This window comes from Bradyrhizobium sp. AUGA SZCCT0283, assembly GCF_018130385.1.
Classification (GTDB): Bacteria; Pseudomonadota; Alphaproteobacteria; order Rhizobiales; family Xanthobacteraceae; genus Bradyrhizobium.
The window spans coordinates 59,326-71,735 of sequence record NZ_JAFCLU010000012.1 but is presented as its reverse complement, the minus strand read 5'-3'; the positions used below and the strand labels follow the sequence as shown (position 1 = coordinate 71,735).

At 62.7% G+C, this 12,410-nt stretch carries 15 protein-coding genes; 8 read left to right on the top strand and 7 right to left on the bottom strand.

Going from position 1 to position 12,410, the window contains the following annotated elements; genetic code table 11:
• Positions 1–28: 28 nt before the first annotated feature.
• Entirely contained in the window at positions 29–403 is a 375-nt protein-coding gene (locus tag JQ624_RS18105; protein WP_212420265.1) for a nuclear transport factor 2 family protein, read from the bottom strand.
• A gap of 114 nt (positions 404–517) precedes the next feature.
• Here JQ624_RS18105 and JQ624_RS18100 point away from each other — a divergent pair, with 114 nt between their 5' ends.
• From JQ624_RS18100 to JQ624_RS18090, 3 genes are all read left to right on the top strand, one after another.
• Positions 518–1,342, top strand: coding sequence for a helix-turn-helix domain-containing protein (locus JQ624_RS18100; protein ID WP_212420264.1), 825 nt, complete (start codon positions 518–520; stop codon positions 1,340–1,342).
• 20 nt (positions 1,343–1,362) lie between these two features.
• Positions 1,363–1,839 carry a nuclear transport factor 2 family protein gene (locus tag JQ624_RS18095; RefSeq protein WP_212420263.1) on the top strand — a complete coding sequence of 159 codons (477 nt, stop codon included), beginning with the start codon at positions 1,363–1,365 and terminating at the stop codon, positions 1,837–1,839.
• 130 nt (positions 1,840–1,969) lie between these two features.
• On the top strand, positions 1,970–2,587 hold the full coding sequence (locus JQ624_RS18090) for a glutathione S-transferase family protein (RefSeq protein WP_212420262.1): 618 nt from the start codon (positions 1,970–1,972) through the stop codon (positions 2,585–2,587).
• 125 nt (positions 2,588–2,712) lie between these two features.
• Here JQ624_RS18090 and JQ624_RS18085 read toward each other — a convergent pair whose 3' ends face one another.
• On the bottom strand, positions 2,713–3,636 hold the full coding sequence (locus JQ624_RS18085; protein ID WP_212420412.1) for a LysR family transcriptional regulator: 924 nt from the start codon (positions 3,634–3,636) through the stop codon (positions 2,713–2,715).
• Positions 3,637–3,728: 92 nt separating this feature from the next.
• Between JQ624_RS18085 and JQ624_RS18080 the strand changes: the two genes are divergently transcribed.
• A complete protein-coding gene (locus tag JQ624_RS18080) occupies positions 3,729–4,286 on the top strand; it encodes a carboxymuconolactone decarboxylase family protein (protein ID WP_212420261.1) in 558 nt (185 codons plus the stop codon).
• Positions 4,287–4,343: 57 nt separating this feature from the next.
• Positions 4,344–4,778 carry a nuclear transport factor 2 family protein gene (locus tag JQ624_RS18075; protein ID WP_212420260.1) on the top strand — a complete coding sequence of 145 codons (435 nt, stop codon included), beginning with the start codon at positions 4,344–4,346 and terminating at the stop codon, positions 4,776–4,778.
• A 57-nt stretch (positions 4,779–4,835) separates the two neighbouring features.
• On the opposite strand, the gene JQ624_RS18070 is transcribed toward JQ624_RS18075, so the two are convergent.
• From JQ624_RS18070 to JQ624_RS18060, 3 genes are all read right to left on the bottom strand, one after another.
• Complete coding sequence (locus tag JQ624_RS18070) at positions 4,836–5,522, bottom strand: glutathione S-transferase family protein (RefSeq protein ID WP_212420259.1); 687 nt, start codon at positions 5,520–5,522, stop codon at positions 4,836–4,838.
• Between the two features lie 155 nt (positions 5,523–5,677).
• Positions 5,678–6,004, bottom strand: coding sequence for a hypothetical protein (locus tag JQ624_RS18065; RefSeq protein ID WP_212420258.1), 327 nt, complete (start codon positions 6,002–6,004; stop codon positions 5,678–5,680).
• A 234-nt stretch (positions 6,005–6,238) separates the two neighbouring features.
• Positions 6,239–7,372, bottom strand: coding sequence for a site-specific DNA-methyltransferase (locus JQ624_RS18060; RefSeq protein ID WP_212420257.1), 1,134 nt, complete (start codon positions 7,370–7,372; stop codon positions 6,239–6,241).
• Positions 7,373–7,651: 279 nt separating this feature from the next.
• Between JQ624_RS18060 and JQ624_RS18055 the strand changes: the two genes are divergently transcribed.
• The gene (locus tag JQ624_RS18055; RefSeq protein WP_212420256.1) at positions 7,652–8,587 is read left to right on the top strand and encodes a neutral zinc metallopeptidase; all 936 of its coding nucleotides are present in this window, start codon (positions 7,652–7,654) and stop codon (positions 8,585–8,587) included.
• Positions 8,588–8,641: 54 nt separating this feature from the next.
• The gene (gene moaB, locus JQ624_RS18050) at positions 8,642–9,205 is read left to right on the top strand and encodes a molybdenum cofactor biosynthesis protein B (protein WP_212420255.1); all 564 of its coding nucleotides are present in this window, start codon (positions 8,642–8,644) and stop codon (positions 9,203–9,205) included.
• 126 nt (positions 9,206–9,331) lie between these two features.
• Here moaB and JQ624_RS18045 read toward each other — a convergent pair whose 3' ends face one another.
• Both JQ624_RS18045 and JQ624_RS18040 read right to left on the bottom strand, forming a co-directional pair.
• Positions 9,332–10,261 carry a helix-turn-helix domain-containing GNAT family N-acetyltransferase gene (locus JQ624_RS18045; RefSeq protein WP_212420254.1) on the bottom strand — a complete coding sequence of 310 codons (930 nt, stop codon included), beginning with the start codon at positions 10,259–10,261 and terminating at the stop codon, positions 9,332–9,334.
• A 145-nt stretch (positions 10,262–10,406) separates the two neighbouring features.
• Positions 10,407–10,979 (bottom strand): glycosyl transferase, encoded by a 573-nt coding sequence (locus JQ624_RS18040; protein ID WP_212420253.1) that lies wholly within the window; start codon positions 10,977–10,979, stop codon positions 10,407–10,409.
• 188 nt (positions 10,980–11,167) lie between these two features.
• Between JQ624_RS18040 and JQ624_RS18035 the strand changes: the two genes are divergently transcribed.
• Positions 11,168–12,328, top strand: a complete 1,161-nt coding sequence (locus JQ624_RS18035; protein WP_212420252.1) for a PA0069 family radical SAM protein — start codon at positions 11,168–11,170, stop codon at positions 12,326–12,328.
• Positions 12,329–12,410 lie beyond the last annotated feature (82 nt).

The following is a 12,410-nucleotide window of genomic DNA, read 5'->3' as shown; positions in this document are numbered from 1 at the left end:
CCGGCAAGTCCTTCACGGCCCCGGTGGTTTACGGGAGCGGCGGGGCCGGGCCGAAGAAACCGACGATCCTGACCAGCCGGCCGTCGGGACCGATCTCGCCGAAATCGATCGATGTGTCGCCGCAGGTTCCATCTGGGCGGACCAGGCGCCAGAGGAAGCGGATCATATTGTGATGGATATCGATACCGCTCATGAACTCGAGCCGCGCGCCGGGCCGGCTGGCCAGCACCTCGCCGATCTTCGTCGCCAGTGCGTCCCGTCCGGCCAGCAAGACGTTCGGATCGAGATAGATCCCGCTGTCGCTCCAGCATTGCGCGAGCAAGGCGCGTCTGGCCGTATCGTCAGGCTCGTTCCACGCCGCCATGTATTGCGTCAGGGTTTTCGTGATTGCGCTCTTGTCCATCCATGCTGTCCTTGAACTTCGGTCGCTACGGGGTTCAGTCTGCAAGGGATTGCGGCGCTCGTCACTTACATCGGAGGTAATTGCCGTCCTGATGCGATGGTCTAGATTGTCGGCATGGGTGCTTCGGACACGAACTCGCACGAAATCCCGGCCGGACATTTCAGCCGGCTGCTGAAGCATTGGCGCAGCGTTCGCCGGCTGACCCAGATCGAACTGGCGGCGGACGCAAACGTGTCGGCCAGGCATCTATGCTTTCTGGAAACCGGCCGGTCGCAGCCGAGCCGCGAGATGGTGCAGTTGCTCGGCAGCGCGCTCGACCTGCCGCTCGAGGAGCGCAATGCCCTGCATGTCGCGGCAGGATTCGTGCCGCCCTATGGCGACAAGGGGTTGGCGGCCGAAAATCTGCAGCCGGTGCGGCAAGCACTGGATTTCATTCTCCGGCAGCAGGAGCCCTATCCGGGGATCGTGATCGACGGGCACTGGGACGTTCGTATCCGCAATCAGGCGTCGGCGCGCCTGCTCAAGCCGTTTCGCGATTCATACGAGATGGAAAACGGGCTTGCGGACAACGCCATGCACGTCGTTTTTCATCCAAAAGGCCTGCGGCAGTTCATGTTGAACTGGGACGAGTTCGCCCGGCAGTTGATCCAGATCCTGCATCGCGATGTCGCGCAAGGCAGCCGGGCGGCGGCGCAATTGCTCGATGAAATCATGACCTATCCCGGGCTGTCGGCCGAATGGCGGCTTCCACGCCACTCGCAGGCGTCCTCGCCTGTCATGACGATGCAACTCGCGAAGGGCGACTATCGCCTTGCCTTCTTTTCCACCTTCACGACGCTGGCGATGCCGACGGACGCGGCGCTGCAGCAGATCAAGATCGAATGTTTCTTTCCGGCGGACAGTGCGACCGCCGAGAAGGCGCGCCAACTGGCACTTTAACAAGGTCCGGGAGACTAAAGATGCAACCTGCTGTGCGTGATCAACAATCGGCCGACACCATGGACGAATTGCGCGCGTTGAACGCCCGCTTCATCCATAATTTCGTGACCAACGACGTGGCTTCGCACGACGCCATTCTTCATCCCTGCTTTGTCAATATCTGGCCCACGGGTCAGCGATGGGATCGCGCGACATATCTGAAATACTGGGCAACGGCCTTCGATCCTGAGGTCATCGTGTACTGGGACGTTCGTGATGAACTGATTACCGTCATCGGAGACGTTGCGCTGGTGCGTTCGACCAACAAATACACGCGCCGCCGTGAAGGAAATGAAGTCACCGGCATGACCACTTATACCGATACCTACCTGTTCGAGAATGGCACGTGGAAATGCATTCAGGCCCAGATCACGGCGGTCGCGCCAGAGCATTATCCCGCCGACGACACGATCGTAAGCGTCTATATCAAGGGAAAGCGTCAGCCGCTCGCGGCGTGAACGCCTCCATGGCGTGCGCAGGCGGACTGCACGCCAGGGGTTGCATTGGCGCAGAGCGCTGCAACGCTCCGGGGATGGACGGCGGACAGACGCGCGGTTAACCTCTTCGGTTCCTACCGAGAGGATCACCATGTTCAAGCTCTATTACGCCCCCGGCACCTGCGCGCTGGCTTCGCATATCGCTTTGGAAGAGGCCGGCGCCCCTTATGCGGCGGAGCGGCTCGACTTCAAGAACAGCCAGCAGACCACCCCGCAATATCTTGCGATCAATCCGAAGGGGCGCGTGCCGGCGCTGGTGACGGACCGTGGCACTCTGACCGAAACGCCGGCGATCCTCGCCTACATCGCGCAGAGCTTTCCGCAGGCCAGGCTGATGCCCGACGATCCCTTCGCATTCGCGCAGGCGCAGTCCTTCAACAGCTACCTCTGCTCCACCGTGCACATCAATCATGCCCACAAGATGCGCGGCTATCGCTGGGCGGTTGAGGAGTCCTCGTTTGCCGACATGAAGCGCAAGGTGCCGGAAACCATGGCCGCAAGCTTCGCGCTGATCGAGCGCGACATGCTGAAGGGGCCGTGGGTGATGGGTGAGCAGTATACGATCTGCGACCCCTATCTGTTTACGATCGCACTCTGGCTCGAAGGCGACGGCGTCGATCTTGCGGCGCTGCCGAAGGTGGCCGCTCACCGCAAGCGGATGTCGGAACGGCCGGCGGTGCAGAAGGTGCTGGCGGAGGAGAAAGCCTGAGATCTTATCTCAGACCTCATCCTGAGGAGCCGCGAAGCGGCGTCTCGAAGGATGAATGGCACTGGCTGGGCCTCATGGTTCGAGACGGCGCTGCGCGCCTCCTCACCATGAGGGTTTAATAGTTGCTACGCAGCCTTCCTTGTGGCGCGCTCCATCTCGCGGCCGATGCCGAGCATGATGTTGCGCAGCCAGATCGAGCCGGGGTCCATCTGGGCGCGGGTCGGGTAGAACATGAACTGCTCGTCGATCCCTGGATCGAGCGGTGGGGTGACCGTTGCCAGCGACAATTGCTTCGACAGCGCGCCGATCAGGCGGCGCGGCACGAAGGCGACGAGATCGGTGCGTGCCGCCACATGCAGCGCCTCGAGATAGCCGGGCACGACCAGCGCGATCCGCCGCTCGATGCCCTTCGGTCGTAACCACATATCGATCAGGTCCTCGCTCTGGCCGCGGATCACGACCGCGACGTGGCGTGCGTCGAGAAATACGTCCGGCCGCTTCAGCCGCGCGCCGATGGGGTGGCCCCGCCGCACCGCGAGCGCGTCGCTGTCGGTGTAGAGCCGTTGCCGGTGAAATCCGGTAAAGGCGTTGCCGATCGAGATCACCATGTCGATCGTGCGGGCGAACTCCGCCGTGAAGATCGCAGGACCCCGCCACGGCACCACGTCGATCCGGACGTTCGGCGCCGCCTTCGTGATCTTCTCCATCAGCGGCGGCATCAGAAGCTCGACCGCCAGATCCGGCATCATCAGGCGAAACTGGCGCTCGCTGCTCGCGGCGTCGAACTCATCGGCGATGAACAGGGAGCGCACCTGATCGAGCGTCTGCGCCAGCGGCGCTCGCAGCGCCTGCGCCCGCGGCGTCAGCTCCATACGCGCTCCGGTCCGCACCAGGAGGGGGTCGCCGATCAGGTCGCGCAGCCGCTGCAGCGCGTGGCTCGCCGCCGGCTGCGACAGCCCGATCCGCATCGCGGCGCGGCTGACATTGGCTTCCCTGAGCAGGGCGTCGAGCGCGACCAGCAGATTGAGGTCAAGCGAATTCAAATTCATGCGGTGAATATATATCATACTTACTATCGATTGGAAGAATGAGCGACGACGGCCGAGGATGGCGGGCATTCGAAACAGCGAGACCCGCCTGCATGACCGCACGACTGGAGCCGGCCACACCGCCTTATCCCGACAAAGTTCAGGCCGCCTTCGATCGCATGCCGCGATCCTGGATGCCGCCCTTCCGCCTGTTCACCACGCTCGCGCGCCATCCCGATCTGTTCGAGCGCTTCATTCGCGGCGCGCCGAGCTATCTGCCCGGAACACGGCTCAGCATCCGGCAGCGCGAGGTTCTGCTGCATCGCGTCACCGCGCGCTGCGGCTGCGAATATGAATGGGGCATGCGCGTGCACTACTTTGCCGGCGAGGCGGGGCTAACCGCGGCGCAGGTCAGCGCCACGGTGCACGGAGATGCCGACAGCGGTTGCTGGGAAGCCAACGACGCGCTTCTGATCCGCCTCGCCGACGAACTGCACGACACCTGCAACATCAGCGACGAGCTGTGGCCCGCATTGCGGGCGGCATTCGAGGATGAGGCCATCCTCGAGCTGTTGATGCTCGCCGGCTACTACCGAACGGTCGGCTATCTCGCCAACGGCTTGCGCCTGCCGCTCGAACCCGATGTCAGCCGGCCGTTTCCGGCGGCCTGATGTCCATCAACCGCGGACAACGCGGTCTCCCACCATCATCCAACAATGGAGACAATCATGAGTGCAGCCGACAACAAGAAACTGGTGCAGCAGATCTACACAGATTCAGCGAACCGCAGCGGAACGACCTTCCCCGACAATATCGCCGAGGATGTCACCTGGGTCGTCACCGGCCAATATTCCTGGTCGGGCGAATTCAAGGGCCGTGAGGCCATCAACAACGGCCTGATGGGCCACCTGCGGTCGCTGCTTTCCGCCGGGCGGCCGCGCACGCGGGCGTTCAACTTCATCGCGGAGGGCGATTATGTCGTGGTCGAAGCCCGCGGCGACAACGTCACCAAATCGGGGGAGCGGTACGACAATCAGTACTGCATGGTGTGGCGGATCGAGAACGGCAAGATCAAGGAGATCAAGGAGTACTGCGATTCCGCACTGGTCGAGCGCGTGCTCGGGCCGTTCCCTGCGGAGCAGAAACTCGCTGTCGCGGGTTGACCCACCCCGAAACAAAAACGGCGCCCGTGAGGGCGCCGTTTTCCGATGGTGTTGCGCTCAGGCGGCCTTCACCGACATATGCTTGAACATGTTGCCGCGGGCCTCGTCGTCCATCTCGGCCTTGAACTTGAAGCTATCCTTCAGCGCGATCGCCCTGGCTGCCGCCGGACGGGCCGAAATCTCGTCGACCAGCCGCTTGACGTTGGGATATTTCGCGACCGCCTCCTCGCCCATCACGAAGGGGATCATGCGGGCCCAGCCCCAGACGTCCATGTCGACGATGGTGTAGGTGTCGCCGACCATGTAGCGACGCTTGGCCAGATGATCGTTGAGAATGCCGAAGTGCCGCTGCGCCTCGAACTGGTAGCGGTTATGGGCGTAGTCGATCTTTTCCGGCGCGAAGTGCTTGAAGTGGACGGCCTGGCCGGAGAAAGGCCCGATGCCGGTGGCGACGAACATCAGCCATGACAGCAATTCGCCGCGGTTGGCCGGCGTGTTGGCGGGCAGAAACTTGCCGGTCTTTTCTGCGAGATAAAGCAGGATGGCGTTAGAGTCGAACACCTTGACGCCGTCATCGTCGATGGCGGGCACCTTGGCGTTCGGATTGATGGCGAGATATTCCGGCTTGAACTGGTCGCCCTTGCGGGTGTCGACGGCGACAGGCTGGTAGGCGAGGCCGGCTTCCTCCAGGAAGAGGGCGACTTTGGTCGGGTTGGGCGATCCGTTGAAGTAGAATTTGAGCATTTGGAATTTTCCCCCATTGCTTCTTGTCATGGAAACTTGCTGCGGCACGCGGCGGCATTGCCGCCTTGTGTCACGTCCATGCTCAAATTTTTGCGGGATGCGCAAGCGACGAGTTTGTGACCGGGCCGGGCCCTCGAGACGAGCGAAACTCCCTCTTACGACAGCGCCAAACCGCCTATGCCGGCGACCGCAAGGGCGGCACCGGAAGCAATCATCACCAATGCAAAGCGCATTTCCGAACGTAGCGCCGTTCGTTGCCCCGTGCGCTCCGATCCTTTCGCATAACCGTGAACGATGATCTGCTCGCTGAAGGTGCCGCTGGCGTCCAGAATGTCGGTCAGGCCCGCGCTGGCGACCAGGATGCCGAGGATGATCAACCCGGCGGGGCCCAGCAAACTCAACAGCAGCATTGGAAACAAGCCGATCAGGAAGATCGGCAGCAGTGGCAGCACGATGAACGACTCGGAGCCTCGCGTGCGCATGGGAGCAATCTCTTGTGGGCAAATGAAGTTAGCACTTATCCCAGCAAATAGGAGCGAAAAGGCGTATCGCCACCCGCGTACATGACACGGCTGCCATGCCGGCGGATCACGCCCGTTGCGCGGGGGATGGGCAGAGCCGCATTTCTCGCCACGGGCCATGCGCACGCTACGGTGCTTTGGCGCGGCCGTGTCATCGGCCGCGCCTGGACGTCCCGTGATGATGTGAAACGAGGCTCAGCCCGCCGCCATCCCGGAGCGGATTTCGGCACGCAGTTCGTCAATCAACTTGAGGCCGTTCTTGGTCTCGACATGCCAGAAGGTCCAGCCGTTGCAGGCGCCGGAGCCCTGCGCCACCGCGCCGATGCGATGAATCGAGCCGACCTTGTCGCCGAGCATGATGGCGCCGTCGGCGCGGACCAGGGCGCCGTGGCGCTTTTTGGAGTCGACCAGCTTGGTGCCGGGCGGAATCATGCCGCGCTCGATCAGTTCGGAGAAGGCCACGCGGGGGGCGTCGCGTGCGGTCATGAACGGCGCCAGCGTCGCCTCGGGCAGCGGTTCGACCGCCGCGATGCGCTCTTCGGCCGCTTTCGCATAGGTTTTGTCGCGCTCGAAGCCGATGTAGCGGCGGCCGAGACGTTTTGCCACGGCACCCGTCGTGCCGGTGCCGTTGAAGGGATCGATCACGAGATCGCCGGGTTTCGATGACGACAGCAGCACACGCGCCAGCAGGCCCTCGGGCTTCTGGGTCGGGTGCACCTTCTTGCCATCGGCGCCCTTGAGGCGCTCTTCGCCGGTGCAGAGCGGGATCAGCCAGTCGGAACGCGCCTGCACGTCCTCGTTGGCGGCCTTCAGGGCTTCATAGTTGAACGTATAGCCCTTGGCCTTCTCGTCGCGCGCCGCCCAGATCATGGTCTCATGGGCATTGGTGAAGCGGCGGCCGCGGAAATTCGGCATCGGATTGGTCTTGCGCCAGACGATGTCGTTGAGAACCCAGAAGCCGAGGTCCTGCATGATTGCGCCGACGCGGAAAATGTTGTGGTAGGAACCGATCACCCACAGCGTCGCCGACGGTTTCATGACCCGGCGGCAGGCGAGCAGCCAGGCGCGGGTGAAATCGTCATAGGCGGCAAAGGATGAAAACTTGTCCCAGTCGTTGTTGACGGCATCGACATGGGATTCGTCGGGACGCTTGAGATCGCCCTTCAGCTGCAGGTTATACGGCGGATCTGCGAACACCAGATCGACCGAACCAGCCGGAAGCTTCGACATCTCGGCGACGCAATCGCCGACGACGATGCGAGCGCTGGACTCGAACTCAAATTTAGTGCGGGGCGCCCTTGCAGACGCCCCGCGACGCGACACAACCATGACTCAATTACTCTGACTCAGGCGACGCTGTCGGCGACGCGGGACTAAACAACCGACTGGCGATACATTGACCGGGCAAAGTAAAAATCGACTTAACCAAGCTTGTTGCCGACAGAGAATGCGGAAGAGAGTCTGCCGGTTACAATACCAGCAGAGATTGTGGACCGCTCGCGCACTAGGCAATTTTTGCCGGGCGGGTTATTGATTAATGGAATGGAAATTTTACGTGATTGCCGCGTTGGGTATTTGAGCAGACAGCCGGGATGAGGAAATACCGCCATGCGTTATGATGATTTCCGCCGCAGCGACGACATTGAAGACCGTCGCGACGACGGCGGCGGAATGGGCGGCGGCGGTGGCGGCTTTGGCCTGCCGATGGGTGGCGGCGGGCTTGGCATCGGCACCATCATTGTGCTCGGCCTCGTCGGCTACGCCCTCGGAATCGATCCGCGCATCCTGATCGGCGGCGCCGAAATTCTGACCGGTGGTGGCCAGGCGCCGACCTACCAGACCGATCGCCGATCGGGACCGGTCAAGACCGGTGCGCCGAAGGACGAAGTCGGCAGCATGATTTCAGGCATTCTCGGCGAGATCGACGACCGCTGGAGCGAGATCTTCCAGTCCAGCGGGCAAAATTATACGGGCCCGCGCATCGTGCTGTTTCGCAACGCCACCAATGGCGGCCGCTGCGGCATGGCGCAGTCGGCGATGGGGCCGTTCTACTGTCCGCCGGACAAGCAGATCTTCCTCGACACCAGTTTCTTCCGCGAGGTCGAAACGCGCTTTCGCGGCTGCTCGGGCAGTGCCTGCAAATTCACGACGGCCTATATCATCGCCCATGAAGCGGGGCATCACATCCAGAACCTGCTCGGCATCCTGCCGCGCGTGAACCGGCTGCAGCAGCAGGCCGGCAGCAAGGCGGAAGCCAATGCGCTGCAGGTCAAGGTCGAGCTGCAGGCGGATTGTCTTTCCGGCGTCTGGGTCAACCGCGAGGAGAAGAAGCGTCCCGGCTTCCTCGAGGCCGGCGACATCGACGCGGCATTGAAGACGGCAACCGCGATCGGCGACGACACGCTGCAACGGCAGTCGACGGGCAGGGTGGTGCCCGACAGTTTCACCCACGGCTCCGCTGCACAGCGCAAGCAGTGGTTCATGACCGGCTACCAGCAGGGCACGGTGCAGGCTTGCAACACGTTTGCCCAAGGCGCGTTGTAGCTTGAAAGACGAGGATGCCCGGCGCAAGGCCGGGCATGACGGGAAGAAGCAGTCATGTCCTCCATCGATGAATCAAAAGAATTCGTGCCGCTCAACATCGCGGTCCTGACGGTCTCCGACACCCGCACGCTGGCCGATGACAAATCAGGCGCCACGCTGGCGGAACGGCTGACCGCGGCCGGTCATCACCTTGCCGCGCGCGAGATCATCGTCGACGACATCGATGCGATCCGCGTCATCATCAAGCGATGGATCGCCGATCCGGGTGTCGATGCGATTATCACCACCGGCGGCACCGGTTTTACCGGCCGCGACGTAACGCCGGAGGCGATCGAGCCGCTGTTCGAAAAGCGGATGGATGGTTTTTCCATCGCCTTCCACATGCTGAGCCACGCCAAGATCGGCACCTCGACGGTGCAGAGCCGCGCTACCGCGGGAGTAGCGGGTGCGACCTTCATTTTCTGTCTGCCGGGATCGCCGGGCGCCTGCCGCGATGCGTGGGACGGCATCCTCGCCGCCCAGCTCGATTACCGCACGCGTCCCTGCAATTTCGTCGAGATCATGCCGCGGCTGGACGAGCATTTGCGGCGGCCTAAAGCACAAGGCGCGTCAGCCTGACCAGCAATGCCCATAATGCGCGCCACATGTTGCGCCAGGCTTCGATGCGCAACTGATGTGCGCGCCTGACATGGAAGGCGATGAGTTCTGGCGTGACGCGCCGCGCCGTATCGCGACGCGCGGGCTTCACAGTTCCAGTTCCCAGGTTTCGCCGATCAGGCTTTGACCGAAACTGCGGTGCGGCTCGGTGGCGACCAGCTTGAACCCGGCTTCCTGATAGATCTTTCGGGCGGCGACGAGGATGCTCTGGGTCCACAGCGTGATCCGGCGATAGCCGCAAGCCTTCGCGAACGCGATGCATTCGGCGACCAGCCGATGGCCCAGCCCCTGGCCACGCCCGGCCGGGTCGACCAGCAGCAGGCGCAGCTTGGCGACGTCATCGGTGTGTCGCACCAGGAATATCGAGCCGACCTGCGCACCTTCGATATCGGCGATCCAGCAGCGCTCTCGCGACGCGTCGAATGAGCTGAGGAATTTCGCCGCGATCTCGGCGACGAGCCCCTCGAAAGAGGAATCGAAGCCGTATTCGCGGGCGTAGAACGCGCCATGGCTCTGCACCACCCATCCCATGTCGCCGGGACGCGGTTCGCGCAGCACCGCGGGCGAACGCTGGCCGCCGGATTCACCGAGCAGCCGTTCGATCACGGCCATCGCCCCGATCAAGCGCGCTTTGCCGTCGTGCGGCAATTTCGCCAGCATCGCTGCAACTTCGTCCTTCATGCTGCGCTCGAGTTTTGCGAATGTCTGCCGTCCCTTGGCGGTCAATGCGAGGCGGTATTGCCGGCGGTCGGACGGCAGCGGTTCGCGGGTAATCAGTCCGGCTTCATCGAAATTCTGCACGATCCGGCTGAGATAGCCTGCGTCGAGGCCCAGTTCGGCTCCGATCTCCTTGGCCGAGAGATCTTCACGTTGGGCGAGTTCGTACAGCACCCGGGCCTCGCTCAGCGAGAAGGGGCTCTTCAGGAGCTGCTGGTCCAGCACGCCGAGCTTGCGGGTGTAGAAGCGGTTGAAGGCGCGAACCGCCGCGACTTCCTGTTCGGAATCCAGTTGGGACATGGCATCACCTCAATACTTGCCATTGTCAAAGATATAATTGCCGTTGGCAAGTATATTCTATTCTGGTGGCAGGCATCCGGCAGGCGCACCCGGGCCTGTTCTACTTTGCATGGGGTTGTTTTCGATATTTTGTGTCTGGGCCGCCTTAGGCGACGACCATGATCCGGCTGCGCAGCTGGGTGCGCGAGGCGCGGCCGAGTTGGCGCAACAGCCGCGTCTCGGAACGGCGGGAATCCGGCCGGTAGCCGCCAAGCCGCTCGTAATGATCGCGCGCGATCAGAAGCCCCTGTTCCGCCGACGGCCCGGTAATCATGCGGGCGACGAATTTGAGGCCGTCGCGCAGCCGCGTGTCGGAATAGGGCGAGCGCGCGTAGCGAAACACCCCTGCACGCGGCCGGTCGCTGCTCGATACGTTCTGGATGAATTGCGTGGTCTCTTCGATCCAGCCGTTGTCGAGCACCGCGCCGGCGTGCAGGAACATCAGCCATGGCGAGCGCGCCGCCCGCGCACCGGCGGCCAATGCCGCGGCGCGTGTTCCTTCAAATGCTAGAAAGCGGCAGCCGGCGACGTCGGCCACCCGTTCGATCACGCCGTTGCCGGCCCTGTCGACCAACAGCACCTCGCGGATGATGCCGGCGGCGGCGCCCGGCACCAGCGCCGCCAGCGTTGCGACGGCGGGCTGCTCGACCCCTTCGGTTGGAATGATCACGCTCAACATGAATGAGGCTTCGGTGGCTCAAACGGGGAAAAACGCCGCACTGTTATCACCTTGTCATAATCAAAGCAGCCGTTTGCGTGCAGAATTTTGCGGCAGTGGCGCCGGTGGCTTATCCGATGTTGGCGTTCGGTGTGAATTGTTGTCGATGATGTTCTTGATTTGTTCTTTTGGCGTGCTATGTTCGCTTCATGAGCCGAGCATCCTCTCATGCCCTCAAGCACCCGCCGGTCACGGCGCCCTCCGAGCCGGCGGGTGCGACACCTTTTCCCGAGCTTGCGGTCGCGATCGAGAACAAGCGACGGCGTGGCCGCGGCGCGCAGTCCAACCAGAGCGGCCGGTTCGAGGCCGAAGCACGGGTCGCCTTCGACGATGGCTGGCAGAGCCTGGACGAACTGCCGCCGTTCAAGACGACGGTATCGCTCGATACCTCGCGCAAGGTCATCACCCGCAACGACTCGCCCGACATCGGGTTCGACCGTTCGATCAATCCCTATCGCGGCTGTGAGCACGGCTGCGTCTACTGCTTCGCGCGGCCGACCCACGCCTTTCTTGGACTGTCGCCAGGGCTTGATTTCGAATCCAAGCTGCTCGCCAAGCCCGACGCGCCGGAACTGCTCGAGAAGGAGCTCGCGGCGCCCGGTTACGAGCCGCGCATGATCGCGATCGGCACCAACACCGATCCCTATCAGCCGATCGAGCGCGAATACAAAATCATGCGCGGCATTCTCGAAGTGCTTGATCGGGCCGGCCATCCCGTCGGCATCGTCACCAAATCGGCGCTGGTGACGCGCGACATCGATATTCTGCAGCGGATGGCGAAGCGCAATCTGGCCAAGGTCGCCATTTCCGTGACCACGCTCGATCCCAAGCTAGCCCGCACCATGGAGCCGCGCGCCTCGACGCCGCCGAAGCGGCTGGAGGCGCTGCGCCAATTGTCGGAGGCCGGCATTCCCGCGACCGTGATGGTCGCACCGGTGATTCCCGCGCTGAACGATTCCGAGATCGAGCGCATTCTCGATGCCGCAGCCCATGCCGGCGTCGAGGAAGCAAGCTACGTGCTGCTGCGGCTGCCGCTTGAAGTGCGCGACCTGTTTCGTGAATGGCTGATGGCTAACTATCCCGACCGTTACCGTCACGTTTTCACCCTGATCCGCGACATGCGCGGCGGGCGCGACTACGACTCGCAATGGGGAACGCGGATGAAGGGCACCGGGCCGATGGCCTGGATGATCGGGCGGCGATTCGAAATCGCCTGCGAAAAGCTCGGCCTCAACAAACGCCGCTCGAAACTGACGACCGATCATTTCCTCAAACCGAAGCGCAGCGGACAGCAACTGAGTTTGTTTTAGGTGTCGTCATTGCGAGCGAAGCGAAGCAATCCATCTATCCGTTATGCTGCGACATGGATTGCTTCACTTCGCTCGCAATGAC